Annotated in this window: 19 protein-coding genes and 3 tRNA genes; 13 read left to right on the forward strand and 9 right to left on the reverse strand. The window is 60.8% G+C overall.

From position 1 onward, the window contains the following. Positions 1 to 62: 62 nt before the first annotated feature. Positions 63 to 917: a bifunctional methylenetetrahydrofolate dehydrogenase/methenyltetrahydrofolate cyclohydrolase FolD gene (gene folD / locus ACMTA2_RS11120; RefSeq protein WP_413794870.1), complete on the reverse strand. Its 855-nt coding sequence runs from the start codon at positions 915 to 917 to the stop codon at positions 63 to 65. A 281-nt stretch (positions 918 to 1,198) separates the two neighbouring features. Here folD and ACMTA2_RS11125 point away from each other — a divergent pair. The 10 genes from ACMTA2_RS11125 (at position 1,199) to ACMTA2_RS11170 (ending at position 11,803) form a co-directional block, all read left to right on the forward strand. After that, positions 1,199 to 1,275 (forward strand) — tRNA-Arg (locus ACMTA2_RS11125). Positions 1,276 to 1,316: 41 nt separating this feature from the next. After that, positions 1,317 to 1,392: transfer RNA gene (locus tag ACMTA2_RS11130), tRNA-His, on the forward strand. A gap of 58 nt (positions 1,393 to 1,450) precedes the next feature. Further along, positions 1,451 to 1,535 (forward strand) — tRNA-Leu (locus ACMTA2_RS11135). Between the two features lie 422 nt (positions 1,536 to 1,957). After that, positions 1,958 to 3,268, forward strand: a complete 1,311-nt coding sequence (gene tig / locus ACMTA2_RS11140) for a trigger factor (RefSeq protein ID WP_003199860.1) — start codon at positions 1,958 to 1,960, stop codon at positions 3,266 to 3,268. A 93-nt stretch (positions 3,269 to 3,361) separates the two neighbouring features. Beyond that, positions 3,362 to 4,003, forward strand: coding sequence for an ATP-dependent Clp endopeptidase proteolytic subunit ClpP (gene clpP, locus ACMTA2_RS11145; protein ID WP_003183177.1), 642 nt, complete (start codon positions 3,362 to 3,364; stop codon positions 4,001 to 4,003). Positions 4,004 to 4,110: 107 nt separating this feature from the next. After that, a complete protein-coding gene (gene clpX, locus ACMTA2_RS11150; RefSeq protein WP_024778305.1) occupies positions 4,111 to 5,394 on the forward strand; it encodes an ATP-dependent Clp protease ATP-binding subunit ClpX in 1,284 nt (427 codons plus the stop codon). Between the two features lie 188 nt (positions 5,395 to 5,582). Continuing rightward, positions 5,583 to 7,979 (forward strand): endopeptidase La, encoded by a 2,397-nt coding sequence (gene lon, locus ACMTA2_RS11155; RefSeq protein WP_014339302.1) that lies wholly within the window; start codon positions 5,583 to 5,585, stop codon positions 7,977 to 7,979. Positions 7,980 to 8,128: 149 nt separating this feature from the next. Then, complete coding sequence (locus ACMTA2_RS11160; RefSeq protein WP_002552737.1) at positions 8,129 to 8,401, forward strand: HU family DNA-binding protein; 273 nt, start codon at positions 8,129 to 8,131, stop codon at positions 8,399 to 8,401. A gap of 224 nt (positions 8,402 to 8,625) precedes the next feature. Further along, entirely contained in the window at positions 8,626 to 10,497 is a 1,872-nt protein-coding gene (locus tag ACMTA2_RS11165) for a SurA N-terminal domain-containing protein (protein WP_413794871.1), read from the forward strand. 400 nt (positions 10,498 to 10,897) lie between these two features. Then, positions 10,898 to 11,803, forward strand: coding sequence for a DUF2242 domain-containing protein (locus tag ACMTA2_RS11170; RefSeq protein WP_413794872.1), 906 nt, complete (start codon positions 10,898 to 10,900; stop codon positions 11,801 to 11,803). Positions 11,804 to 12,082: 279 nt separating this feature from the next. Here ACMTA2_RS11170 and ACMTA2_RS11175 read toward each other — a convergent pair whose 3' ends face one another. Then, a complete protein-coding gene (locus tag ACMTA2_RS11175) occupies positions 12,083 to 13,120 on the reverse strand; it encodes an AraC family transcriptional regulator (RefSeq protein ID WP_413794873.1) in 1,038 nt (345 codons plus the stop codon). A gap of 2 nt (positions 13,121 to 13,122) precedes the next feature. Next, a complete protein-coding gene (locus tag ACMTA2_RS11180) occupies positions 13,123 to 14,253 on the reverse strand; it encodes a nitrilase-related carbon-nitrogen hydrolase (RefSeq protein WP_413794874.1) in 1,131 nt (376 codons plus the stop codon). Positions 14,254 to 14,493: 240 nt separating this feature from the next. Between ACMTA2_RS11180 and ACMTA2_RS11185 the strand changes: the two genes are divergently transcribed. Then, positions 14,494 to 16,533 carry an oxidoreductase gene (locus tag ACMTA2_RS11185; protein ID WP_413794875.1) on the forward strand — a complete coding sequence of 680 codons (2,040 nt, stop codon included), beginning with the start codon at positions 14,494 to 14,496 and terminating at the stop codon, positions 16,531 to 16,533. 188 nt (positions 16,534 to 16,721) lie between these two features. Next, positions 16,722 to 17,630: a 1-aminocyclopropane-1-carboxylate deaminase/D-cysteine desulfhydrase gene (locus tag ACMTA2_RS11190; RefSeq protein WP_413794876.1), complete on the forward strand. Its 909-nt coding sequence runs from the start codon at positions 16,722 to 16,724 to the stop codon at positions 17,628 to 17,630. A 6-nt stretch (positions 17,631 to 17,636) separates the two neighbouring features. On the opposite strand, the gene ACMTA2_RS11195 is transcribed toward ACMTA2_RS11190, so the two are convergent. Continuing rightward, complete coding sequence (locus tag ACMTA2_RS11195; RefSeq protein ID WP_413794877.1) at positions 17,637 to 18,185, reverse strand: cytochrome b; 549 nt, start codon at positions 18,183 to 18,185, stop codon at positions 17,637 to 17,639. 126 nt (positions 18,186 to 18,311) lie between these two features. Continuing rightward, positions 18,312 to 19,718, reverse strand: a complete 1,407-nt coding sequence (locus tag ACMTA2_RS11200) for a type VI secretion system Vgr family protein (RefSeq protein ID WP_413794878.1) — start codon at positions 19,716 to 19,718, stop codon at positions 18,312 to 18,314. A gap of 218 nt (positions 19,719 to 19,936) precedes the next feature. Here ACMTA2_RS11200 and ACMTA2_RS11205 point away from each other — a divergent pair, with 218 nt between their 5' ends. Continuing rightward, positions 19,937 to 20,641, forward strand: a complete 705-nt coding sequence (locus ACMTA2_RS11205) for a YebC/PmpR family DNA-binding transcriptional regulator (protein WP_003183149.1) — start codon at positions 19,937 to 19,939, stop codon at positions 20,639 to 20,641. 202 nt (positions 20,642 to 20,843) lie between these two features. On the opposite strand, the gene ACMTA2_RS11210 is transcribed toward ACMTA2_RS11205, so the two are convergent. The 4 genes from ACMTA2_RS11210 to ACMTA2_RS11225 form a co-directional block, all read right to left on the reverse strand. Continuing rightward, positions 20,844 to 22,169: a leucine-rich repeat-containing protein kinase family protein gene (locus ACMTA2_RS11210; RefSeq protein WP_413794879.1), complete on the reverse strand. Its 1,326-nt coding sequence runs from the start codon at positions 22,167 to 22,169 to the stop codon at positions 20,844 to 20,846. A gap of 233 nt (positions 22,170 to 22,402) precedes the next feature. After that, entirely contained in the window at positions 22,403 to 23,464 is a 1,062-nt protein-coding gene (locus tag ACMTA2_RS11215) for an ABC transporter substrate-binding protein (RefSeq protein WP_413794880.1), read from the reverse strand. A gap of 18 nt (positions 23,465 to 23,482) precedes the next feature. Continuing rightward, complete coding sequence (locus ACMTA2_RS11220) at positions 23,483 to 24,598, reverse strand: NAD(P)/FAD-dependent oxidoreductase (protein ID WP_413794881.1); 1,116 nt, start codon at positions 24,596 to 24,598, stop codon at positions 23,483 to 23,485. Continuing rightward, positions 24,595 to 25,950 (reverse strand): FAD/NAD(P)-dependent oxidoreductase, encoded by a 1,356-nt coding sequence (locus ACMTA2_RS11225; RefSeq protein WP_413794882.1) that lies wholly within the window; start codon positions 25,948 to 25,950, stop codon positions 24,595 to 24,597. The genes ACMTA2_RS11220 and ACMTA2_RS11225 overlap by 4 nt, the downstream gene beginning before the upstream one ends. Between the last annotated feature and the right edge of the window lie 27 nt (positions 25,951 to 25,977).

Here is a 25,977-nt window from a genome sequence, read left to right on the forward strand (position 1 = left end):
GTTGGCTGGTCCACTGGCATCGCGAGCAAGCTCGCTCCCACAGGTTTTTGTTGGCGCGTCTATCAGCTGTGTAGCGTCTCGGCCGCGTACAACGTGTTTTCCAGCAGGCAGGCGCGGGTCATCGGGCCGACGCCGCCAGGTACCGGGGTGATCCAGCCGGCACGGGGCAGGGCAGTCTCGTAGACCACGTCGCCCACCAGCTTGCCATCGTCCTGGCGGTTGATACCCACGTCGATGACGATGGCGCCTTCCTTGATCCACTCGCCCCTCACCAGTCCGGGTTTGCCGGCAGCCACCACCACCAGGTCGGCACGGCCGACATGACCGGCCAGGTCCTTGGTGAAGCGATGGGTCACGGTCACGGTGCAGCCGGCCAGCAGCAACTCCATGGCCATCGGACGGCCAACGATGTTGGACGCCCCCACCACCACGGCATCGAGGCCATACAGGTCCACGCCAGTGCTTTCCAGCAGGGTCATGATGCCTTTGGGGGTGCAGGGGCGAAGCAGTGGGATACGCTGGGCCAGGCGGCCGACGTTATAAGGATGGAAACCGTCGACGTCTTTGTCCGGGCGGATACGCTCCAGCAGCTTGGAGGCGTCGAGGTGTTCAGGCAGCGGCAGCTGGAGCAGAACACCGTCGATGTTCGGATCGTCGTTCAGGCGGTCGATCAGATCGGCCAACACTTGCTGGGTGGTTTCGGAAGGCAGGTCGTAGGCCTGGGAAAGGAAGCCGACCTCTTCACAGTCTTTACGCTTGTGCGAGACATAAACCTGAGAGGCAGGATCGCTGCCGACCAGGATCACCGCAAGGCCGGGCGTGCGCAGGCCTTGCTGGCGGCGCTCGGTGACTCGTTGGGCGATCTGCTGGCGCAGGCTGGCGGCGATCGATTTGCCGTCGATAAGTTGTGCAGTCATTGCGCGTGGTTAACCATCGAGAGGGGAAAAAAAGAGAACGCATTCTCGCATGCCGGGGCGTGAGGGCAAAGGCGCTTGGTCTGCAAATTCCCCTAACCCCTTTAATTAAATGAATTTTTTTTAAAAAAGAGTTGACGACCTATCAGGCCGTCTATAACATTCGTCGCACTTGTCGGGCACAGCCTAGCACTGGTTAAGAAGGTGGAGCGGAGTTGGTTGTTTCAACTCGGCAAAACTGAAAGCACTTAGTTTGTAATCGTCCAAGAATACAGATTAAAAAGGCGCCCGTAGCTCAGCTGGATAGAGCATCCGCCTTCTAAGCGGATGGTCGCAGGTTCGAGTCCTGCCGGGTGCGCCAATTAGGCAGCTTTGGCACAAGTAAGGCAACAAGGCAATATGGTGGGCGTAGCTCAGTTGGTAGAGCACGGGATTGTGACTCCCGTTGTCGTGGGTTCGATCCCCATCGTCCACCCCATATTCTAGAAAGGCGCCAGATCTAACAATCTGGCGCCTTTGCTTTAAAAGCTTGATACGCGGATGTGGTGGAATTGGTAGACACACTGGATTTAGGTTCCAGCGCCGCAAGGTGTGAGAGTTCGAGTCTCTCCGTCCGCACCATACAAGTCGCTATTTAAATAGCAGAAAACGGCGCAGTACCTGAAAGGGGCTGCGCCGTTTTTGTTTTCAGTGGTTCTGTGTTTGGCGTCGGCACTGTTTTTGCGGTTGTGCGCAGCGGTCGGCTTGTCGCGAATGTGTTTCGTGATAATGCGCGGCATGCCCGTCGGTCTCCTCGTGAGGCCGGGTGCCGGGCGATCGGACAAGCCGCTTCTATATATAGAAGCGTTGGCGCAGAGCCCTGGACTGAGCCGGCTGTATTTGCAATCCGGACGAGGCATGACCGTTTGCCTCGTCCTAAATCCGGCGCCTGTTTCCAGCGCGTTTTCAGTAGGGTGACTTCTTGAGTTTGACCTACTAGAATGCATGCCCTTGATTCTGGGGTCGGAAACGCCCGGCCAACGTCTGTGCAACGAGGAATATCCATGCAAGTTTCTGTTGAAAATACTTCTGCTCTTGAGCGCCGCATGAGCATCACCGTGCCGGCTGAGCGCATCGAGACTCAGGTCAACAAGCGTCTGCAGCAGACTGCCCAAAAGGCCAAAATCCCAGGTTTCCGCCCAGGCAAAGTGCCAATGAGCGTGATCCGTCAGCGTTATGAAGCTGATGCGCGTCAGGAAGCCGTGGGCGACGTGATCCAGTCTTCGTTCTACGAGGCGGTCGTCGAGCAGAAGCTGAACCCGGCCGGTGCTCCGTCCGTCGAGCCTAAAGTGCTGGAAAAAGGCAAGGACCTGGAGTTCGTCGCCACGTTCGAAGTGTTCCCGGAGTTCACGGTTGCCGGTTTCGAGTCCATCGCTGTCGAGCGCCTGAGCGCTGACGTGTCGGATGCCGACCTGGACAAGATGCTGGACATCCTGCGCAAGCAGAACACCCGTTTCGAAGTGACTGAGCGCGCTGCCCAGAACGAAGACCAACTGAACATCGATTTCGTCGGCAAGGTCGACGGTGAAGTGTTCGCTGGCGGTTCCGCCAAGGCCACCCAGCTGGTGCTGGGCTCGGGTCGCATGATTCCTGGTTTCGAAGACGGCCTGGTTGGCGCCAAGGCCGGTGAAGAGCGCGTTCTGAACGTGACCTTCCCTGAGGACTACCAGAACCTGGACCTGGCTGGCAAAGCCGCCGAGTTCACCGTGACCGTCAACACTGTTTCCGAGCCGAAGCTGCCTGAGCTGAACGAAGAGTTCTTCGCCCAGTTCGGCATCAAGGAAACCGGTCTGGAAGGTTTCCGCACCGAAGTTCGCAAGAACATGGAGCGTGAGCTGCGCCAGGCCATCAAGTCCAAGGTCAAGAACCAGGTCATGGACGGTCTGCTGGCCTCCAACCCGATCGAAGTGCCGAAGGCTCTGCTGGACAACGAAGTGAACCGTCTGCGTGTGCAGGCCGTTCAGCAGTTCGGTGGCAACATCAAGCCGGACCAACTGCCTGCCGAATTGTTCGAAGAACAAGCCAAGCGCCGCGTCGTACTGGGCCTGATCGTCGCCGAAGTGGTCAAGCAGTTCGAGCTCAAGCCCGACGAAGCCCGCGTTCGCGAGCTGATCCAGGAAATGGCCTCGGCCTATCAAGAGCCTGAGCAAGTCGTGTCCTGGTACTACAAGAACGACCAGCAACTGAACGAAGTCCGTTCGGTTGTGCTGGAAGAACAAGTTGTGGATACTGTTCTGCAGAAGGCTAGCGTGACCGATAAAGCGGTCTCTTACGAAGAAGCGGTCAAGCCGGTGGAAGCTCCACAAGCCGATTGATGGTTCTGCGGTAAGAAATAAACACCCATAAGCCAGCCTTCGTGCTGGCTTATGCGTATTCAAGACATAACTATTTGGGAGTGACTGCGAGACATGTCCCGCAATTCTTTTTATCAGCAGAGCTCTGACATCCAGGCCGCAGGCGGCCTGGTCCCGATGGTTATCGAGCAGTCCGCCCGCGGCGAACGTGCCTATGACATCTACTCGCGTCTGCTCAAGGAACGCGTCATCTTCCTGATCGGCCCCGTTGAAGACTACATGGCCAACCTGGTCGCGGCGCAACTGTTGTTCCTTGAAGCGGAAAACCCGGACAAGGATATCCATCTGTACATCAACTCACCTGGCGGTTCGGTGACTGCGGGCATGTCGATCTACGACACCATGCAGTTCATCAAGCCTGACGTCTCCACCATCTGCATCGGCCAGGCCTGCAGCATGGGGGCTTTCCTGCTCGCCGGCGGCGCAGCGGGCAAGCGTCACTGCCTGCCTAACTCGCGGATGATGATTCACCAGCCATTGGGCGGCTTCCAGGGCCAGGCGTCGGACATCGACATCCATGCCAAGGAAATCCTCCACATTCGTTCGCGCCTGAATTCGCTGCTGGCCCATCACACCGGCCAGAGCCTCGAAACCATTGAGCGCGATACCGAACGTGACAACTTCATGAGCGCCGAGCGTGCAGCCGAATATGGCCTGATCGACTCTGTGATCAACAAGCGTCAAATGCCTGCCTAAGCCGCTCAAAATGCAGGTGGTTGGGATGACCGGCCGCCTGCGGGCTTGAAAAAGCCCGCAATTGCCTTCATCTTGTGTTGCAAGCCTATCGGATTTGGATCGATCGAATGACTGACACCCGCAACGGCGAGGACAACGGCAAACTGCTCTATTGCTCCTTCTGTGGCAAAAGCCAGCATGAAGTGCGCAAATTGATTGCCGGCCCCTCGGTCTTCATTTGCGACGAGTGCGTCGACCTGTGCAATGACATCATCCGCGAGGAGGTGCAGGAAGCCCAGGCCGAGAGCAGCGCGCATAAATTGCCTTCGCCTAAAGAAATCAGCGGCATCCTTGATCAGTATGTGATTGGTCAGGAGCGTGCGAAAAAGGTACTGGCCGTAGCGGTGTACAACCACTACAAGCGCCTGAACCAGCGTGACAAAAAGAATGACGAGGTCGAACTCGGCAAGAGCAACATCCTGCTGATCGGCCCGACAGGCTCGGGTAAGACCCTGCTTGCCGAAACCCTGGCTCGTTTGCTGAACGTTCCGTTCACCATCGCCGATGCAACCACCCTCACCGAGGCGGGTTATGTCGGTGAAGACGTCGAGAACATCATTCAGAAGTTGTTGCAGAAGTGCGACTACGATGTGGAAAAGGCCCAGATGGGCATTGTCTACATCGACGAAATCGACAAGATTTCCCGCAAGTCCGACAACCCGTCCATTACCCGGGATGTTTCTGGTGAAGGCGTGCAGCAGGCCTTGCTAAAGTTGATCGAAGGCACGGTCGCTTCCGTTCCGCCTCAAGGCGGTCGCAAGCATCCGCAGCAGGAATTCCTGCAGGTCGACACCCGTAACATCCTGTTCATCTGCGGCGGTGCGTTCTCCGGCCTGGAAAAGGTTATTCAGAACCGTTCCACCCGTGGTGGCATCGGTTTCAACGCCGAAGTGCGCAGCAAGGAAGAGGGCAAGAAGGTTGGTGAGTCCCTGCGTGAAGTCGAGCCTGACGATTTGGTCAAGTTCGGTCTGATCCCGGAATTCGTCGGTCGTCTGCCGGTCCTGGCGACGCTGGACGAGTTGGATGAAGCCGCGTTGATGCAGATTCTGACCGAGCCGAAAAACGCCCTGACCAAGCAGTATGCCAAGCTGTTCGAAATGGAAGGTGTAGACCTGGAGTTCCGTTCCGACGCACTGAAGTCGGTCGCCAAGCGTGCCCTGGAGCGTAAGACCGGTGCCCGTGGGTTGCGCTCGATTCTCGAAGGCGTATTGCTCGACACGATGTATGAAATCCCCTCGCAGTCCGAGGTGAGTAAAGTCGTGATCGATGAAAGCGTTATAGAAGGCAAGTCCAAGCCACTGTATATCTATGAAAACAGTGAGCCGGCTGCCAAGGCCGCACCGGACGCCTAAGCGTCCCGCTGCCGGAACAAAGAAGGGGCCTTCGGGCCCCTTTGCTTTTATGTTGTGTATGACTTTTTATTTCTTTTAACCGTCTGGCATTTGCCTTAGCGCTTGTTTTTTTTAAAGGCTGCCCCCATCTTGGTTTCAAGCTTACTTCCATCTGTTTCCGGCCCTAGGGCCGCCGTAGAGGCGAAATCATGAAGACAACCATCGAATTGCCTCTCCTGCCATTGCGCGATGTCGTGGTGTATCCGCACATGGTTATCCCGCTGTTCGTGGGGCGCGAGAAGTCCATCGAAGCCCTTGAGGCTGCGATGACGGGTGACAAGCAGATTCTCCTGCTGGCTCAGAGAAATCCAGCCGATGACGATCCCGGCGAAGACGCACTGTATCGCGTAGGTACGATTGCAACGGTTCTGCAATTGCTCAAGTTGCCCGACGGTACCGTCAAGGTGCTGGTCGAAGGCGAGCAGCGCGGTACGGTCGAGCGTTTCAGCGAAGTGGACGGCCATTGCCGGGCCGAAGTGTCGCTGATCGAAGAGGTCGATGCGCCCGAGCGTGAATCAGAGGTGTTTGTCCGCAGCCTGCTGTCACAGTTCGAGCAATACGTGCAACTGGGCAAGAAGGTGCCTGCAGAGGTCCTGTCGTCGCTTAACAGCATCGATGAGCCTGGGCGTCTGGTTGATACGATGGCGGCCCACATGGCCCTCAAGATCGAGCAGAAGCAGGAAATCCTGGAAATCATCGACCTGTCGGCCCGTGTCGAGCACGTGCTCGCCTTGCTCGACGGCGAGATCGATCTGTTGCAGGTCGAGAAACGCATTCGCGGTCGCGTCAAGAAGCAGATGGAACGCAGCCAGCGCGAGTACTACCTGAATGAGCAGATGAAGGCCATTCAGAAAGAGCTGGGCGATGGCGACGAAGGCCATAACGAAATCGAAGAGCTGAAAAAGCGCATCGATGCCGCCGGCCTGCCCAAGGATGCCTTGGCCAAGGCCCAGGCTGAGCTGAACAAGCTCAAGCAAATGTCGCCGATGTCCGCCGAAGCCACCGTGGTGCGCTCCTACATCGACTGGCTGGTCCAGGTGCCGTGGAAAGCCCAGAGCAAGGTTCGTCTGGACCTGGCGCGCGCCGAGGACATCCTCGACGCCGACCATTACGGCCTGGAAGAGGTCAAGGAACGCATCCTTGAGTACCTCGCCGTACAGAAACGCGTGAAAAAGATTCGCGGTCCGGTTCTTTGCCTGGTCGGTCCTCCTGGGGTCGGTAAAACCTCCCTTGCGGAGTCGATTGCCCATGCGACCAACCGAAAATTCGTACGCATGGCCCTGGGTGGCGTGCGCGACGAGGCGGAAATTCGTGGTCATCGCCGTACCTACATCGGTTCGATGCCGGGAAGATTGATTCAAAAAATGACAAAGGTCGGCGTGCGCAATCCGCTGTTCCTTTTGGACGAAATCGACAAGATGGGCAGCGACATGCGCGGCGATCCCGCCTCTGCATTGCTCGAAGTGCTCGATCCTGAGCAGAACCATAACTTCAACGATCACTACCTGGAGGTCGACTATGACCTGTCGGACGTGATGTTCCTCTGCACCTCCAACTCCATGAATATTCCGCCAGCATTGCTGGACCGGATGGAGGTGATTCGTCTGCCGGGCTACACCGAGGACGAGAAGATCAACATCGCCGTGAAGTACCTCTCGCCCAAGCAGATCCAGGCCAACGGCCTGAAAAAAGGCGAGCTGGAGTTCGACGAGGAAGCGATTCGCGACATTATCCGCTACTACACCCGCGAAGCCGGTGTGCGTGGCCTGGAACGGCAGATTGCCAAGGTCTGCCGCAAGGCGGTCAAGGAGCATGCGCTGGAAAAACGCTTCGCGGTCAAGGTCACTGCAGACCTGCTGGAGCACTTCCTGGGTGTACGCAAGTTCCGCTACGGCCTGGCCGAGCAGCAGGACCAGATCGGTCAGGTGACCGGCCTGGCCTGGACTCAGGTCGGTGGTGAGTTGCTGACCATCGAAGCCGCCGTGGTGCCGGGCAAGGGGCAACTGATCAAGACCGGTTCCCTGGGCGACGTGATGGTCGAGTCGATCACCGCGGCACTGACGGTGGTTCGCAGCCGTGCCCGGAGCCTGGGCATTCCCCTGGACTTCCATGAGAAGCGCGACACGCATATCCACATGCCTGAAGGGGCTACGCCCAAGGATGGCCCAAGCGCCGGTGTAGGCATGTGCACGGCCCTGGTCTCGGCATTGACCGGTATTCCGGTGCGCGCCGACGTCGCCATGACAGGTGAAATTACGCTGCGTGGCCAGGTCCTGGCGATTGGCGGCCTGAAGGAAAAACTGCTGGCGGCGCACCGTGGCGGGATCAAGATCGTGATCATTCCTGAAGAGAATGTCCGCGACCTGAAGGAAATTCCTGACAACATCAAGCAAGATCTTCAGATCAAACCGGTTAAATGGATTGACGAGGTCCTGCAAATTGCGCTGCAATACGCGCCGGAGCCCTTGCCGGATGTGGCTCCGGAGATTGTCGCGAAGGAAGAAAAGCGAGAGTCTGACTCTAAGGAAAGAATTAGCACGCATTAATACGCATTTGCCTGGGGGGCCTTCCTTGACAGTTTTTTAGAGCCCTTGTTATAAAGCGGCTCTTAAGTGTCTGCAGGCCATTCAGCACTCGTTTTTGCTTTCACCAAAAAAACTTAGAATCATCTCAAATAGATATAAGGGGACTTAGAGTGAACAAGTCGGAACTGATTGATGCTATCGCTGCATCCGCTGATATCCCGAAAGCTGCTGCTGGCCGTGCGCTGGACGCTGTAATCGAATCCGTCACTGGCGCTCTGAAGGCTGGCGACTCCGTTGTTCTGGTGGGTTTCGGTACCTTCTCCGTGACCGATCGTCCTGCTCGTATCGGTCGCAACCCGCAGACCGGTAAGACGCTGGAAATCGCTGCTGCCAAAAAGCCAGGCTTCAAAGCTGGTAAAGCACTGAAAGAAGCCGTTAACTAAGGTTTCGTTGAGTTTATCCGGGTCGGGGTCATGCCTGGCTTGGCAGCGGAGCGGTAATAGGGCCGGTTGCAACCGGTCTGGCACGCCAGGGCTTGCAGGTTAGAGCCCGGTCCGCTCCGCCAGTTACGAGAAGGCGCATCCTCGGATGCGCCTTTCTTCTATCCGGATTCTACCCACGCTCCACGGTTGCCTAAATTTGAAGTTCAACCGTTTCTGGGGGACGCATGCTGCAGAATATCAGGGACAATTCACAAGGCTGGATTGCCAAGACCATCATCGGGGTCATCGTCGCATTGATGGCGTTGACCGGTTTCGATGCCATTTTCAAAGCCACTACCAACAGCAACGAAGCGGCCAAGGTCAACGGCGAAAACATCAGCCAGAACGAGCTGAGCCAGGCGGTCGACATGCAACGCCGTCAGCTCATGCAACAGCTGGGCAAGGATTTCGACGCCTCTCTGCTGGACGAAAAGATGCTGCGCGATTCGGCGCTCAAGGGCCTGATCGATCGCAAGTTGCTGTTGCAGGGCGCACATGATGCGAAATTCGCTTTCTCCGAAGCTGCGCTTGATCAAGTGATCCTGCAAACGCCTGAGTTCCAGGTCGATGGCAAATTCAGCGCCGAGCGTTTTGATCAGGTGATCCGCCAGCTGGGTTACAGCCGTATGCAATTCCGCCAGATGCTGGCTCAGGAAATGCTGATCGGTCAGTTGCGCGCCGGCCTGGCAGGCAGCGGTTTTGTCACCGATGCCCAAGTGTTGGCCTTCGCTCGCCTGGAAAAGCAGACCCGTGATTTTGCCACCTTGAACATCAAGGCCGATCCCGCGTCGGTGAAGCTGACGGATGATGAGGTCAAGGCTTACTACGACAAGCACGCCAAGGAATTCATGACGCCTGACCAGGTGGTCATCGATTACCTTGAGCTGAAGAAAGCCTCTTTCTTCGATCAGGTCAGCGTCAAGGACGAAGACCTGCAGGCGGCCTACCAGAAAGAAATCGCCAACCTGGCCGAACAGCGTCGGGCTGCACACATCCTGATCGAAGTGAACGACAAGGTCACCGAAGCCCAGGCCAAGGCGAAGATCGAAGAGATCCAGGCCCGCCTGGCCAAAGGCGAGTCGTTTGAAGCGTTGGCGAAGGAGTTTTCCCAGGATCCGGGTTCGGCGAGCAACGGCGGCGATCTGGGTTATGCCGGTCCAGGCGTCTACGATCCCGCGTTCGAAAAGGCCTTGTACGCCTTGAGCAAGGATCAGGTCTCGGCACCCGTACGCACCGATTTCGGCCTGCACCTGATCAAGCTGCTGGGTGTCGAAGCGCCTGAAGTGCCGACCTTTGCCAGCCTCAAGGACAAACTGACTCGCGACCTGAAGACTCAACAGGTGGAGCAGCGTTTCGTGGAGGCGACCAAGCAATTGGAAGATGCCTCGTTCGAAGCGTCCGACCTGGCGCAGCCTGCCCAGGACCTGAAGCTGACCGTCCACACATCCGCCCCGTTCGGTCGTGAGGGCGGCGAAGGCATCGCGGCCAATCGTGCCGTGATCAGCGCTGCGTTCAGCCCGGAAGTGCTGGAGGAGGGTGCCAACAGTACCGTCATCGAGCTGGACCCGGAAACCGTCGTGGTGCTGCGTGCCAAGGAGCACCGCAAGCCTGAGCAACTGCCCCTGGAAAAAGTGGCCGGGCCGATTCGGGCTCAACTGACCAAGGAACACGCCAGCGCAGCGGCCAAGACCCGCGCCGACGAGTTGATCGCCAGCTTGCGTGACGGCAAGACCGCATTGAATAAACCGCTCGACGGCCAAGACTGGAAAACCACCGAGGCGGTCACCCGCAACCAGGAAGGCATCGACCCGGCGGTGCTGCAGGCACTGTTCCGCATGCCCAAGCCTGAGTCCAAGGATAAGCCGACGTTCAGCAGCGTGACCTTGCCTGACGGCAGCCTGGTGATTGTGCGTTTGAACGGTGTGAATGAAGCGGCGGCACCGACTGACGAAGAGAAGGCGGAATATCGCCGCTACCTTGCGTCTCGTGTGGGCCAGCAGGACTTCGCGGCGTATCGCAAGCAGTTGGAAAGCCAAGCGGACATCAAGCGTTTCTAATCGCTGGATGCTTTGTCAAACCTGGCTGTAATGCTGTTCACAAAAAAAGACGGCGCTTCTTCAGAAATGGGAAGCGCCATTTTTTTGGGTTTTTTTTGAGTAAGTTCGTGGCCGCTGCCGCAGAAACGGATATACACCGGTCCAGGTAAAACTACGTCTCTCGGGAACTGAATATCAAAATCTTCATTAATGGGTCAGGTGAACAGCATTAGGCTAAACGCCAGGTTTTTTGTGTCTGCTGGTTGCCCTGGGCGGGTGTTCGTCGATCGACCGGATAGGTGTCTTTCTCCTGCAAACAACCCCCAGTAAACTTGTAACCCCCTTGAAACAAGATTAGCCACGCTGCCAGGTCGCGTTCTGTTGCACAATACGCCCCGGACCGTTTTTCTCAGGATGCTCAATGTTCAGATCATTTCCCATGCGCACCGTCGGGCTTGCATTGCTGCTGGCCGCCGCAGCCGGTTGCTCGTCGAAGAAAACCGCCATCTACGAACACGAGAACTTCGATGATTCGGGCACGTTCTCGCGCACGTATCCGGTGAGTGACGCGGCGACCTGCGAGGCCGGGCGTCGGGCGTTGCTCAGCCAGGGTTACATCATTACCAGCAGCGATCCGAAGCTGGTCAGCGGCCACAAGAGTTTCCAGCAGACCGGCGACACCCATATGGAGATCAGTTTCAACCTGGTCTGTGCCGAAGACGGAGGTGCAGGGCACCGTGCGACCATGTTCGCCAACGCCTTGCAGGACCGTTATGCCCTGAAGAAAATCAACAACTCCGCCAGCCTGGGCGTGGGCGTGCTGGGTTCGGTGTCGATGCCGATCGGTTCTTCCGACGATTCAATGGTCAAGGTCGCCAGCGAAACGGTGTCGGCGGCCAAGTTCTATGAGCGTTTCTTTGCCTTGGTGGAGCTCTTCCTGCCTCCCGAAGCGAAAAAAGCTGCCGAGAATGCTGGGAATGCCGAGAAGCCGGAAACTGAACTGGGTGTACCGGAAACCAAGACCGAGTCGGCTGCCCTGATGCCTGCTCCAATTCCAGCCCCAGCCCCTGTGTCCGAGCCCGAGCCCGAACCTGTTGCGCCTGCGCCTGCGCCCGCACCGGTCACGCCGGTAGAGGAGGCTGTGTCGGCCCCTGTCGAAATCGCTCCCACGGTGTCGGAGCCTGTCGCACCGCCGAGCGAGCCCGCGCCGATTGCGCCTGAATCGTTCGAGTCTGCGCCGACGACGGAAGCCGTGACACCGCCTCCACCACCTTCCAGCTCGTTGCCGCCTCCGAGCGAGCCGATCCAGCCGCTTCCGGCTTCTTGAGGTCCTGTGGCAGGGAGTTACGCCCTGTCACACTTCACCCGGTAATTTTCCAACCCTGTGCTACGTTTGATTCATGAAGCCTTTGCTTCATGTTTTGTTCATAAAGCAGCTTTAAGCTGATGACAGCGCCATCAGGCATTGGATTCAATGACAGGGGAAGGACACGTAATGGATGATTATCAGGAAGAGCTGCTGGAATACCAGGCCTATGAACTGGACCCGCTGGAACCCGCCGAAGATGCGACCGAGTTGTAAGAGAGCGAGCCAAGCGCTTTAAACTCAGCCCCCTCTATGGCTACGACGAAACTCTCCAGGCGTCTGGTCGTTCCAGCGCTTGAAGGCTCGTTGAAAGGCTTCGGCTGAAGCAAACCCCAGCAGGTAGGCGATTTCCCCGAACGCCAGTTCGGTATCGCGTATATAGGTCATGGCCAGGTCGCGGCGGGTGTCGTTGAGGATGGCGCGAAATTGCGTGCCTTCCTCGGCCAGCTTGCGACGCAAGGTCCAGGTTGGCAGCTTCAGGCGTGCCGCCACTTCTTCCAGGTCGGGCTCTCGGCCGCCGCTGAGCAACGGTCCCAGCAGTTGGATGATGCGCTCGCGCAGGCTGCGGGTGCGGGTCAGTTGTTCCAATTCCCGTTCACACAACTGGACCAGATGGTACCAGGTGCTGGGGCAATGCTGCGGGTTGCGCTGGGCGAGGCTGTCCAGGCCCAGGCGCAATTGATTGTGTTCGGCGCCAAACTGGATCGGACCGTCACCGAGCGTGTGATAGGCCTCCAGGTACGTCGGTTCCTCGAACTCGATTTCGATCCGTTCGGGCCGCAGTGCGATGCCGCTGACGCTGGACAGTTGTGCCAGCCAGCCGGCAATGATCGAATCCACGACGAAGCGGTTGTACGCGTTATATGGACTGATGGAATAGAACCGTAGCCAAGCGCCGCGGGCGTCCTCATGGAAGCTCGATTGGCCGCGATAGTTGGAGCCGTACAGCGGCTCGAAGCGGATCATGCAGCGAGCCGCCTCGCGCACGGTCGGCGCCTGGGCGGCGGTAACGCCCGCGAGGCCGGCCTGGCTCAAACGCCCGAGCTGGCCCATGCGCAGGCCCAGGGCCGGGTCTTGGGTCTGTTGAATCGCGGCATGGCCCAGGCGCATGTAGCGCGGGATGGACAGGCGTGCCCCAGGCTCGGCCAGGCGCGCGGCATCGAGGCCGTACTGTTTCAGCAAAGGCTCGGGATCCTGTCCATGGCTGGCGACCGCGTCAGCCAGGCTGTGGACGAAGCCTACCGAGAGGTCTCCCAGGCGCATCGGCTTCGGTTTCATGGTCACAACCACAGGTTCAGCAAGCGGGCGCCACGGGCTTCGCCATCGGGGAAGTGTTGGCCGTCGTGGCTGATGAAGCTCTGGCCGGCGCTGCCGCTGTCCCAGAACTGGCCACGCAGGAACACGCTGACGCCGCCCCGGGCCTGGCTGATGGGCAACTGGCTGGTCAGTGTCAGGCGATGCCAGGCTTGCCCCTCGCTGACTTCACCGGGCTTGAGGCTCACTTCGCTCGGCGTGGACAGGCCTTTGTAACCGCTCCAGGGTATGTTCCAGGTGTCGCGACCCATGACGAAGGCTGGCACCGCGATCAGTTCTGCACGCTGTTCATTGAGCTGCCGGTAGTGGAGTGGGTACCAGCTGTCGCTGCCGATCAGCACGCCGAGGCGCCCGGCAGGGGTGTCGATGACGACGGGGGCCGCCGGAGGAGGGGCACCCAGCACATCCTGTTGTTCGAACACCGGGTGTCGCTGGCGTTGTGGCTGGCCGATCGGCTGGCCATCGCTGCCGAACACCAGGCTGCTGTTGTACAACGCGCCACGACCGATCTTCAGTTCGCCGTCGCTGATGCTGGGCTCGGGTAGCACGATGGAACCGGCCACCAGGGTGATGCCGAACTCCTTGGCCAGCCCGCCGAACAGCGCTTGATAATCGTGGGCCATGCCTTTGGCTTTCATGCGCAGGTAGGCATCGTCCAGTCGGTTGTCGCCTTGGGCACTGACGAGTGCCTGGATAAACGCCAGCGGATTGCTGACGGCCAGCCAGTGCATGGCTTCCTTCAAGGTGCTGGCCTGGTACAACTCGTTTTTTTCGCCGCCGACCATCAGCCAGGTGCCGATGTGCTCGGGCAGGACCACCACGGTCTTGGCATTGAGAAAACCCTGGTCGCGCGCCGCCTGCAGATAGGCCGCCAGTTTGCGATGCAGGCGTTCGGGGCTCTGGTAGTCGGTGGGGAACAATTCGGGTTGGATGCCCAGCAGGTTGCCGTGGTCGGCCGGCGTGCCCTGGTCGACCGCCAGTGTGATGCGCAGGTCTGACAGGTAATGACCCACCGGACGATCGGTCGTCCATACTGCGTAGGTGATCAGGGCGGCAATCAAGGCCAGTGAAAACAGCAGGTACAGAAATTTGCGCATGGGGAAACAGTCAGCAGCCGCGTGCAGGTTGGTGATTTTTCATCAAGAGTCACGGGCAGGGTACGGTAAAACAAGGCATTAGCGAAGGGCGGGCGTGCAAGTCATTGTGCGCATTTGGATCATTAAGTTGTCAGTTACGGTCATTGAGCGCCTGGGGCGCGGCTCTTACGCTGTGGCCATGACAGACGCAAACCGCAGAGCTTGCGCTTTTTACCGTGATCGCCCGATGTGGAGTTACCCATGACCGCCTCTCATTACCCGCACCTGCTGGCCCCGCTGGACCTGGGTTTCACCACGTTGCGCAACCGCACCCTGATGGGCTCGATGCACACCGGCCTGGAAGAGAAACCCGGCGGCTTCGAACGCATGGCGGCCTATTTCGCCGAGCGCGCCCGGGGCGGCGTGGGCCTGATGGTCACCGGTGGGATCGGGCCGAACGACGAGGGCGGTGTCTACTCCGGCGCGGCCAAGCTGACCACGGAAGAAGAAGCGCTCAAGCACCAGATCGTGACCCGTGCCGTGCACGAGGCCGGTGGCAAGATCTGCATGCAGATTCTTCACGCCGGGCGTTACGCCTACAGCCCCAAGCAGGTAGCACCGAGCGCGATCCAGGCGCCGATCAACCCGTTCAAGCCCAAGGAACTGGACGGGGAGGGCATCGAGAAGCAGATCAGCGATTTCGTCACCTGTTCGGTCCTGGCCCAGAAGGCCGAATACGACGGCGTCGAGATCATGGGCTCGGAAGGTTATTTCATTAACCAGTTCCTGGCGGCCCACACCAACCACCGTACCGACCGTTGGGGCGGCAGCTATGGAAACCGCATGCGCCTGCCGGTGGAAATCGTTCGTCGGGTGCGCGAAGCGGTCGGCCCGAATTTCATCATCATCTTTCGCCTGTCGATGCTCGATCTGGTGGAAGGCGGCAGCACCTGGGATGAAATCGTCCAGTTGGCCAAGGCCATCGAGCAGGCTGGCGCGACGATTATCAACACCGGTATCGGTTGGCACGAAGCGCGAATTCCCACCATCGCCACCAAGGTGCCGCGGGCGGCGTTCAGCAAGGTCACGGCCAAGCTGCGTGGTTCGGTAAGCATCCCGCTGATCACCACCAACCGCATCAACACCCCGGAAGTGGCCGAGCAGATCCTGGCCGAAGGCGATGCCGACATGGTTTCCATGGCGCGGCCATTCCTGGCTGATCCGGAGTTCGTCAACAAGGCCGCTGCCGGTCGCAGCGACGAAATCAATACCTGCATCGGCTGCAACCAGGCGTGCCTGGACCACACCTTTGGCGGCAAGCTCACCAGTTGCCTGGTCAACCCGCGGGCCTGCCACGAAACCGAGCTGAACTACCTGCCGGTGACCCAGGTGAAGAAAATCGCCGTGGTCGGTGCCGGCCCGGCCGGGTTGTCCGCTGCCACGGTGGCGGCCGAGCGTGGGCACCAGGTGACGCTGTTCGATTCAGCCAGCGAAATCGGTGGCCAGTTCAACATCGCCAAGCGCGTGCCGGGCAAGGAAGAGTTCTTCGAAACCCTGCGCTACTTCAAGCGTAAATTGCAGACCAGCCATGTCGAGTTGTGCCTCGACACTCGGGTGGATGTGGCGCAATTGGTGGCTGGCGGTTACGACGAGATCATCCTCGCCACCGGTATCGCCCCACGCGTGCCGGCGATTCCGGGGGTGGAACATGCCAAGGTGCTGAGCTACCTGGACGTGATCCTCGAGCGCAAGCCGGTGGGCCGCAGTGTCGCGGTGATTGGCGCCGGCGGTATCGGCTTCGACGTGTCGGAATTCCTGGTTCATCAGGGCGTTTCCACCAGCCAGGACCGCGAGGCGTTCTGGAAGGAGTGGGGTATCGACACCCACCTCGAGGCGCGCGGCGGTGTGGCCGGGATCAAGGCCGAGCCCCATGCACCAGCGCGCCAGGTATTCCTGTTGCAACGCAAGACGTCCAAGGTCGGTGACGGCCTGGGCAAGACCACCGGCTGGATTCACCGCACGGGTCTGAAGAACAAGCAGGTGCAGATGCTCAACGGCGTCGAGTATCTGAAGATCGACGACGATGGCCTGCACATTCGCGTCGGCGCAACCGGCGAGCCGCAAGTGCTGGCCGTGGACACTATCGTGATCTGCGCAGGCCAGGATCCGTTGCGTGAGTTGCAGGAAGGCCTGGAAGCGGCGGGACAGACTGTTCACCTCATTGGCGGTGCCGACGTGGCGGCGGAACTGGACGCCAAGCGGGCGATCAACCAGGGTTCGCGGTTGGCGGCGCAGTTGTAAGGCAGCGCCTCAGGAAAACCCTTGTGGGAGCGAGCTTGCTCGCGATAGCTGCAGGTCAGTCAACATTCATGCTGCTGACTAACCGCTATCGCGAGCAAGCTCGCTCCCACAGGGGGATGTGGTGAGCCTGAAATCACTCGCTGCCAAGCTGTTAAGATGCCGGCCTATTTCCCCTCGGGCCTGCCGCCATGCTGCTTCCCGCCCTCGACTGGCATCCTCAACCCCGACTCGAACCCCTTTACCTGGATTGGCTTGCCCGTGCCGGTGTCGAAGTGGCGGTGTTGCGCCTGGACCGGATCGACCCGCTGATCAGCGGCAACAAGTGGTTCAAGCTGATCCATCATCTGCGCGCCGCCCATGAGGCCGGTGCCGAAGGGGTCATGAGCCTGGGCGGGGCTTATTCCAACCATTTGCATGCATTGGCGGCGGCGGGCAAGCGCTTCGGGTTTCCCACGGCGGGGCTGTTGCGTGGTCATCCCCAGGACACGCCGACGGTGCGCGACCTGAAAGTGTTTGGCATGGACCTGCACTGGTTGGGTTATGGCGGATACCGAGAGCGGCACGCGCCGGGTTTCTGGGCGCCGTGGCAGATCCGCTATCCATATTTGCATCCGGTGCCCGAGGGCGGTTCAGGATTGCCCGGCGCACAAGGCTGCCAGGTGTGGGCGGCCATCGTCCGTGAGCAACTGGCGACGTTGGGGTGGGCGGATTTTCACGGTTGGTGGCTGGCCTGTGGTACGGGTACGTCGCTGGCCGGGCTGGTGTTGGCCGAAGCGGGGCAGCGCCCGGTCTATGGCGTGCTGGCGGTGCCCCAGGACCATGGCGTGGTGCAGCAAGTCGAACGCATCGTGGGGGAGGCGGGCCTTTGCAGTCCGCCTTATGAATTGTTCGACGGCAGCCGTGGCGGTTTCGCCCGGGTCGATGCCGAACTCACCGAGTTCATCGAAACCACGACGGCCATCGAACTGGAGCCGTTGTACACCGGCAAAGCCTTGATGTTGCTCAAGACGCAAGTCGAGGCCGGACGGTTTGCCCCGGATACCCGTCTGGTCTTCGTCCACACCGGCGGTTTGCAAGGCCGCCGGGGGTTCGAGTAACGGCGGTCAGCCGCGTTTGGGCATCATCCGCAGCAGCGTGTTGTCTCGCACCACATAGTGGTGGTACAGCCCCGCCAAGGCATGCAGGCCAATCAACCAGTAGCCGAGGGTGCCGCCGAGCACGTGCCAGCCTTCCAGTTGCTTGGCAAAATCCTTGTCCTGATTGATGAGCAACGGCAAATCGAAACCATAGAACATCACCGAGTGCCCTTCGGCGCTGGTGATCAGCCAGCCCAGCAGCGGCATGGCGATCATGAACACATACAGTGCCCAGTGCATCAGGCGGGCGAGGACGGTTTGCCAGGCAGGCGATGCCGGGAAAATCGCCGGAGCCTTGCCCATGCTGCGGGCGAACAGGCGTAGCCAGACCAGCAGGAACACTGTCAGGCCGAGCATGAAGTGCGCTTCCTTGATCAGGGTCCGGCCGCCACTGCCCTTGGGGAAAATCCCACGGAACTCGATGCAGGCATAAACCACGGCCAGCAGAACCAGCATCAGCCAATGCAAGGTGACCGTGACGGTACTGTAGCGGCTTTCTGAGTTTTTCCAGGGCATTGCAGGTATCTCCAACGATCAGGGTCGAGCGCCGTCTAGAGCGGCGTTATCCGTTTACTGTAAGCCCGTTTCGCTGGGTTTGCATGAGCCAGATCAGTTTCGCCGGCATGAAGCCGCAGGGTTGAGTCAGGGAGTCAAGTCCGGCGGATTCAGCAGCCAGTCCAACAGCAGCCCCGCATCATGGTTGCCTCGGGGCGATTTCAGGGGCGTGGCGGGATGGCCTGCGCCGGTATCGACAGCCCCTGGGCACAGCACCGGTCGATCAGGGTCGCCATCGAGAAAACTCACCAGCACTTCGCTGCCGGCCATCAGGCTGGGGCTGCCATCCAGCGTCAGCCGCGACACGGGCAACGTGATGCCGTCCTGGTCCGGCGCCCATAGGCTGACACTCACCTGGCCACGTTCATCGGGGTTGGCCGGCTGGCCGGTGCGGCCGAGCACATGGGCCAGGTGGTACCCGGGGATGCGGGGCTTGGGGTGCTTGAGGGCTGGCCTGAACGTGGTGGACCAGGGAATGGCGGTGAACCGGTTGCGGTAGTCACGGGCCGTCGGTTCGGCGGGCAGGTCCGGCTCCAGGATCGAGAACTGCCGTCCGCGATGCTGGACCTCGGTGATCAACCATTGATCGTTGAAGGTGGAAACCGGGTGTTCGCAGACCTGCAGGATGTCGCCGCCGTGCAGGGCCGGTTGGGTACTGTGGCCATGGATTTCCCGTTGCCGGCAGCGCAGCCGTTCAAGGTGGCGGCGACCGGTCTGGTAACGGTGAGCCGAGGCCGGGTTGCCGCGCATGGCTTCGTGATCGATCCGCTCAAGGGGTTGATTCGCCGCCGAGGCCTCGGCTTCGGGCGGGGCTCGGTCACTGAACCCGACGGGCAGGCCAGGCATCATTGGATGGTGACGCAAATACAAGCGTTTGATGGCCGGCAGCAGGCTGTCGTTCGGGCGCAGGGGTAGCTCGACGGGGTGCGCGGGAAAGCTCTTCGGGTCTTCGGCAAACACCAGGACATGGCCCTGGGAAGCGTGTTCGAAGTGGTAATGAATGCCTTCTTCCTCGCACAGTCGTTGCAGGAGGGTCAGGTCGCTTTCGTCGTACTGGATGCAGAATGGACGACACGGATACTGCCCATGGGGCAGTTCGAAACGGTAACTGTCGACGGGTAGCGCGTGTTCTTCCAGCAGGCGTTGCAGCAATTGCACCACGCTGAGGCGATGGAAAACCCGGCGCTGTGGGCCTTGCTCCAGTTGCTGGAGGTAGGGAACCAGCGTCAAGCGATAGCCGATACGCTTCGGCGCCGGGGCACTCAGGCTAACGTTGTGGACAATCCCATGGACGCCCGATTCGCCCTCCAGGCGCAGGAAGGCCGGATGCCCCAAGAGCAGCTCGGGATCTATCGGCGGGGCCAGGCCGATCAGTTCGAGGTCAAAGCGGTATGGCTGGTTGAGGGCTTCGCGGCCATTGAACCGCAAGACTTGCAGTTGCAAGTCGCTTTGCGTGAGCGTCAGGCTGAAGGGACTTTCCATGTCGTTGCGCATCGCGCCTCCTACGGGCAGGGACAGAGGCGCAGAGGGTACGAAACCGCAGGGGGAAACGGTGCTTGTGGCCCGCCATTTCAGAAATGCCCTACAACACACTGTGAAAATGTCGATCCGGCAGGGTGAATTTTTGGTCGATCAGCCGGTTTAGGCCGTATAAACTTGCGCCACAGCGCCGGCCGGCAGATGTCTCGGCGCGTCAGACAAGAGAGTGAGTAATGGGCGCACAGTGGAAGGTTAAACACAAAGAAGCGGCTGCCAACGCCAAGGGCAAGATCTTCGGCAAACTGGTGAAGGAAATCACCATTGCCGCACGCAACGGCGCTGATACCGCTACCAACGCGCACTTGCGACTGGTGGTCGAACAGGCGAAGAAGGCCTCGATGCCCCGCGAGACCCTGGAACGTGCGATCAAGAAAGGTTCTGGCCAGCTCGGTGAAACCGTGCAATACCACCGCGTCACCTACGAAGGGTTCGCGCCGCACCAGGTGCCACTGATCGTTGAATGCGTGACCGACAACATCAACCGTACCGTTGCCGAAATTCGCGTCGCGTTCCGCAAGGGCCAACTCGGCGCCTCGGGTTCGGTGGCGTGGGACTTCAACCATGTCGGCATGATCGAAGCTGCGCCGGACAGTCCGGACGCCGATCCGGAAATGGCCGCCATCGAGGCCGGTGCCCAGGATTTCGAGCCAGGGGAAGACGGCGCGACGTTGTTCCTCACCGACCCTGCCGACCTCGATGCCGTCCAGAAGGCCTTGCCCGAGCAAGGCTTCACCGTGCTGTCGGCCAAGCTGGGCTACCAGCCGAAAAACCCGGTCAGTGGCCTGACCGACGAGCAGATGGCTGAAGTCGAAGCCTTCCTCGAAGGCCTCGACAACCACGATGACGTGCAGGACATGTTTGTCGGGTTGGCGGGGTAAGCACCACGCTGTTTGGGTCAGGGACATGATGGACATGTGGCGAGGGGATTTATCCCCGCTGGGCCGCGAAGCGGCCCTAAAACCAGACGACTTGAGTATGTCTGGCTGACTCTGCAGGATTTAGGGGGCTGCTGCGCAGCCCAGCGGGGATAAATCCCCTCGCCACAATAGGTGGTGTGCTTGACGGGTTGGTGCTGCTGGCTCAACCGCTGTGTTTGAACTCGCGCAGTAAGCCTTCAATCTCATCGAACCCCGGCCGTGCCAGCACATCCGGCTGACAGCAGCGCGCCTCCAAATCCAGCAGCCATGCAAGATCCTGCGCACTGAGCGTTGGTTCGATCCGCGCCAGCAATTCCCCCAGCAGAATCCCGAAGGCCCGCACCTCGATGCGTTGCAATGCGCGGGTTTGCAGGTTGTCCGTGGCGGTGTGGAACGACGCCGCGCCAAAATCCCCCAGCAGGCAATCGCCCTGGTCATTGCACAGGATATTGTGCCCGTAGAGATCCCCATGGGTGATGCCCTGGCGGTGCAGGTGCGCTGCCACCGAGGCAATGCCGTGGGCGATGCGCAGGGCCACCGGAGCGCTGAAGCGCAGCGCGTCGGCATACACGTCGCGGCTGCACGACGCCAGACTCGGCAGCCCGGCGAGGTTACGGTAGCTGGGCTCGATCAGCGCCATCACCAGCCCGGCCTGTTGCTCGGGGTGCCCGGCAACCTGACCCAGCACCTCAATCAGGTTCGAGTGGCGACCGGCCGTGATGCAGGCATGCATCTCATGCAGGGGCGAGCCGTCGCTGGTCATCTGGCCTTTGTACAGCTTCACTGCGACCTTTCGTGCCGCCTGGCCGGGCGGTTGCCAGAGCGCCTGATGAATCACCCCCGACGCGCCTTCGCCCAGTTGTTGTTGCAGTTGCAAATGCGACCATTCGATAGGCGTCGTGGTATTCAGGGCCGCCGCTTCTGCCTGGGTTTCCAGTGGGTTGCCGGCGTAGGCCAGCCAACTGAGGCTTGGCAACGTGAGCAGCCATTGCGGCAGTTCGGTCAGTGGGTTGGCGGCGATGCGTAGCAGTTCGAGGCGATGACACTGACCCAGGCTCGCCGGCAGCTGCTGCAAACGGTTGCCAGCGAGCATCAGTTTTTGCAGAGAGGGGCGTTGGCCCAGTTCGTCCGGTAATTGGCTGACGCAGTTGTCGGTCAGGATCAGCCAACGCAGCCGTGGCGGCAATGCGCTGCCCTTGACGTGCGTAATGCGGTTGGCCTTGAAGCCGACCATGGTCAAGGCGCCGCAACGGCCCAGGCATTCGGGCAGTTCGGTGAAGCGGTTGTCCGAACAGAACAGCACGCGCAGGTGGGTCAGCCGATGCAGGTCGTCGGGCAGCGTGTCCAACTGATTGCCGCTGAGGTTGAGGATCTCGAGGGAATCGGCCAGTTCGAAGATTTCCCGGGGAAACTCCGTCAAACCGCAGGCCAGGTCCAGCCGGGTAATGCCCGAAAGCTGGCCTGCGCGTAGTTGGGCGAGGGTATGCATGACAGGGTTCGCTGTTGATCAAGGGGGGCTTGCGCCCGTAGCCAGACAGTTAACCAATAATCAGCCCGGTACAAAACCCTGTGGCGAGGGGATTTATATGTGGGAGCAAGGCTTGCGCCGCGATGCAGGCGCCTCGTCTTCTCAGAGACCGCGTCGTCGTTATCGTAGGCAAGCCTTGCTCCCACGGCAGTTTTCCCACAACAGTGTTGCTCCCTTCGCCACAGTCGATCGCACTAGCGCTCGATACTGCGGTTCCAACGGGCGTTCCAGGCCGGGCGCTGTTCGTTGACCTGGTCCCAGTCCACGGCAATCGCGGTTTCCAGGTAGCGCTTCATCGCCTCTACCTGGCCATGGGTCTTGTCGGTGGTCGGGGTGTTGGGGTTGGAGGGGATCTGGTCACCTTCTTCCAGAGCGATGGCCTGGGCTTGCGGGCTCAGCAGGAACGCGGCGAGTTTTTGCGCCAGTTCCGGCTGGGTGTTTTGGGCGATGGCGCATTCGGCGACGTTGAGGACCACGGCGCCTTCCTTCGGCTGGGCATATTCCACCGGCATGCCCTTGAGTTTCAACGCGGTCACCTGGGTTGGCGTCAGGGGGAACAGCGCGGCTTCGTCGGTTTGCAGCATTTCGGATATCTTCGCCGAGCTCGGGATGTACTCCAGCACGTTGCGCCCCACCGTGTTCGGCCAGGCCTTGAAGCCCGGCTCGACATCGGTTTCGCTGCCGCCCTGGATTCGATTGAACATCAAAAAGCCGTGCAGGCCGAAGGTGGACGAGGCCATCGACTGGAACACCACTTTGTCCTTGAAGCGCGGATCGGCCAGGTCCATCCAGGAGGTGGGCGTATCCCAGCCTTTTTCCTTGAACAGCCGGGTGTTGTAGGCCAACCCCGTCACCCCGAGGCTGACCGCCACCGCCTGATCCTTGATACGCCCCTTGGCCGGGATCTGCGCCAGGGTCGGGCTGTCCTCGAGCTTGTCGCACAGCCCCATGGCGATCGCGCGGTACATGATGCCGTCATCGAGGAACATCACGTGCATCTGCGGGTTGCCTTTGCTGGCCTGGACCTTCGCCAGGATGTCGGCGGAGGTGCCGGGCACGATGACCACTTTGACGTTGTTGGCTTTCTCGAACGCCGGCAAGACCTTGTCGGCGTAGAGCCGCTCCATGGTGCCGCCGTTCATGCCCAGGTAAAGCGTCGGCTCGGCCAACGCCTGGGTGACCGGGAGCAGGGCGCCCAGGCAAGCGGAACCCAGCGAGCAGAAGCCGAACAGTGCACTGCGTTTGACGTTATTCATTGGCGCGACCTTCCTCTATCAAGCAACGGAGATGGAGTGAAACCGGGTGATGGAAAACGCATCCAGCGGCGTGGTCGAAGCCCCGCTGCAGATGATCTCGGTGAGCGCCTGGCCCACCGCCGGGCCGATCTGGAAGCCCGCGCCGGCAAAGCCGAACGCGTGCAACAGACCCGGCTGGGTGCTGCTGTGGCCGATCACCGGCTGGCGATCGGGCAGGTAACCTTCGGTGCCGCTCCAGGTACGAATCGCCTGGGCGCCTTCCAGAAACGGGTAGAGCTCGACAGCCTGGCGCAGGATTTCCAGCACGGCGTTCTGGCCCGGCCGGGCGCGAGCCGCGTCCAGGGCAAACCCTTGGCCGCCCCCCAGCACGCAGTTGCCGCGCGAGACCTGGCGGGCATAAATGCCGCCGCCCTCGACGCCGGTGCTGGCGTCCATGACCAAGGGCAAGGGTTCGGTGACCAGCATCGCCGGGTGCCCGGCATGCATCGGCACCGCTTCGCCAAATTGCGCGGCGAACTGGCTGGCCCAGGCACCGGCGCAGTTCAGCAGCCACGGCGCGTGGAGCGTCAGCCCCGTTGTGGTGTGTACGACAAAGCGTTGGCTGTCGTGCTCAACGTGACTGACAGCGCATTGTTCGTGGATTTGCGCACCCTGCCGGCGAGCGGCCTGGGCGAAGGCTGGCGATACCAGGCGCGGATTGGCATGGCCGTCGTCGGGGCACAGTGACGCCCCGACCGCGACGGCGCCGACCCATGGAAAACGCGCATGCAGGGCCGTGCGATCGAGCAGTTGCAAATCCAGGCCAAAGCCTTGGCTGGCCAGGGCGTAGTCGTGCAGCGCTTGCAGGTCTTCAGCGCTGCGGGCCAGCTTCAGATGACCGCTGCGCTGGTACTCGCCGTCGATGCCGATCAACTGGGGCAACTGGCGCCAGATTTCATGGGCCCGTTGCGACAACGGCAGTTGCGAGAGCGGTCGTCCCTGACGGCGCACGCCGCCGTAGTTCACGCCGCTGGAGTGTGAACCGCAGAAGTCGCGTTCCAGCAGCGCCACCCGACGTCCGGCCTGGCTCAGGAACAGCGCGGCCGAGGCGCCGACGATGCCGCCACCAATGATCACTGCATCCACTTCGATCATGGTTCGACCTCCAGGCCGAACGGCACGGGTTTGATCGGCGCCTGGGCCCGCAAGCGGCCGATGCCGCAGACGGCGCGGCCACTTGCGCAGGCAATGATTTCCGCAGCCGCGGCACCGCACATCCGCCCCTGGCAGCGCCCCATGCCGACCCGGCAATGGGCCTTGACCCGGTTGATCTCCCAATGACCTTCGCCCACCACGCGGCGGATGTCGCCAGCGCTGACTTCTTCGCAGCGGCAGATCATCAGGTGATCGTCAGCGTCGGCGGCCCAGTGTTCAGGAAAGGCAAAGGCGCGTTCCAAGCCTTCGCGGAACCGGCCGATGCGTTCAAGGGTTTGTTCCAGGTACGTGCAACGCTGCGGGTCGGTCGAGTAGCCGAGGTCTTCGAGCAAGGCCAGGGCCGCCCGTTCACCGGCCATTTCCGCCGCGTCGGCACCCATGATGCCGGCCCCGTCACCGGCCAGGTAAATGCCCGGCACGCTGCTGCGCCCGGCGCGGTCCCGTAGGGGCAGCCAGGCTCGATTGAGGGCGTTCCAGGCAAACTCGCAGCCCAACAGGTCGGCCAGCTGGGTTTCGCTGCGCAAGCCGTGGGCGAAGGCCACTGCGTCACAGTCGAGGGTGTGTTCGCCGCTTGCGTTGCGCCATTGCAGCGACTGCACCCGATGTTCTCCGTCGAGACGAGAGAGGCTCGCGCCTTGATGCACGGCGATGCCGCGGGCGGTCAGCCAGGCGCGGTAATAAAGGCCTTTGGCGAGAGTGGCCGGCTGTGCCAGCAGGCCGGGCAGGGCGCGGACCTGGGCGCTGAATGGCGAACTGTCGAGCACCGCGACCACATGGGCGCCGGCCCGGGCGTATTGATAGGCCACCAGATACAACAAGGGGCCGCTGCCGGCGAACACTACCCGTTCGCCGATGGCGCAACCCTGGAACTTTAGGGCGATCTGCGCCGCGCCGAGGCTGTATACCCCGGGCAGGGTCCACCCCGGCACGGGCAGGACCCGGTCGGTGGCACCGGCTGCGACGATCACGCTGGCGTACTCGAGACGGTCGGCGCGGCCTTCATGCAGGGTATCGAGCAGGCCAGCTTCGGCGTTCCACACCAGGGTGTCGGGGCGGTAATCGAGCTGTGCGCGCAATGTGTCGAGTGTCTGGTGGATGGCGTTGGCCTTGTGCGCTTCGAAACCGTAGAGCTTGCTAGGCGAGCGCTTGAAATTGGCCGGTTGGCGCCGATAGATCTGCCCGCCGCCGCGGGCGGCTTCGTCCAGCAGGACCGGGTACAGGCCGTGGGCGACCAATGTCTGCGCGGCACGGATACCGGCGGGGCCGGCGCCGATGATGGCTATTGGTTTCATCGCCACCTCATGGGCTGGGCCGGAGGA

This window comes from Pseudomonas medicaginis (assembly GCF_965119365.1).
Taxonomy (GTDB): Bacteria; Pseudomonadota; Gammaproteobacteria; order Pseudomonadales; family Pseudomonadaceae; genus Aquipseudomonas.

Bases quoted from the DNA above. Each gene is read 5' to 3' on its own strand.
- folD (WP_413794870.1), bottom strand. From the start codon at position 917: ATGACTGCACAACTTATCGACGGCAAATCGATCGCCGCCAGCCTGCGC.
- tig (WP_003199860.1), top strand. From the start codon at position 1,958: ATGCAAGTTTCTGTTGAAAATACTTCTGCTCTTGAGCGCCGCATGAGC.
- clpP (WP_003183177.1), top strand. From the start codon at position 3,362: ATGTCCCGCAATTCTTTTTATCAGCAGAGCTCTGACATCCAGGCCGCA.
- clpX (WP_024778305.1), top strand. From the start codon at position 4,111: ATGACTGACACCCGCAACGGCGAGGACAACGGCAAACTGCTCTATTGC.
- lon (WP_014339302.1), top strand. From the start codon at position 5,583: ATGAAGACAACCATCGAATTGCCTCTCCTGCCATTGCGCGATGTCGTG.
- ACMTA2_RS11165 (WP_413794871.1), top strand. From the start codon at position 8,626: ATGCTGCAGAATATCAGGGACAATTCACAAGGCTGGATTGCCAAGACC.
- ACMTA2_RS11170 (WP_413794872.1), top strand. From the start codon at position 10,898: ATGTTCAGATCATTTCCCATGCGCACCGTCGGGCTTGCATTGCTGCTG.
- ACMTA2_RS11175 (WP_413794873.1), bottom strand. From the start codon at position 13,120: ATGAAACCGAAGCCGATGCGCCTGGGAGACCTCTCGGTAGGCTTCGTC.
- ACMTA2_RS11180 (WP_413794874.1), bottom strand. From the start codon at position 14,253: ATGCGCAAATTTCTGTACCTGCTGTTTTCACTGGCCTTGATTGCCGCC.
- ACMTA2_RS11185 (WP_413794875.1), top strand. From the start codon at position 14,494: ATGACCGCCTCTCATTACCCGCACCTGCTGGCCCCGCTGGACCTGGGT.
- ACMTA2_RS11190 (WP_413794876.1), top strand. From the start codon at position 16,722: ATGCTGCTTCCCGCCCTCGACTGGCATCCTCAACCCCGACTCGAACCC.
- ACMTA2_RS11195 (WP_413794877.1), bottom strand. From the start codon at position 18,185: ATGCCCTGGAAAAACTCAGAAAGCCGCTACAGTACCGTCACGGTCACC.
- ACMTA2_RS11200 (WP_413794878.1), bottom strand. From the start codon at position 19,718: ATGCGCAACGACATGGAAAGTCCCTTCAGCCTGACGCTCACGCAAAGC.
- ACMTA2_RS11205 (WP_003183149.1), top strand. From the start codon at position 19,937: ATGGGCGCACAGTGGAAGGTTAAACACAAAGAAGCGGCTGCCAACGCC.
- ACMTA2_RS11210 (WP_413794879.1), bottom strand. From the start codon at position 22,169: ATGCATACCCTCGCCCAACTACGCGCAGGCCAGCTTTCGGGCATTACC.
- ACMTA2_RS11215 (WP_413794880.1), bottom strand. From the start codon at position 23,464: ATGAATAACGTCAAACGCAGTGCACTGTTCGGCTTCTGCTCGCTGGGT.
- ACMTA2_RS11220 (WP_413794881.1), bottom strand. From the start codon at position 24,598: ATGATCGAAGTGGATGCAGTGATCATTGGTGGCGGCATCGTCGGCGCC.
- ACMTA2_RS11225 (WP_413794882.1), bottom strand. From the start codon at position 25,950: ATGAAACCAATAGCCATCATCGGCGCCGGCCCCGCCGGTATCCGTGCC.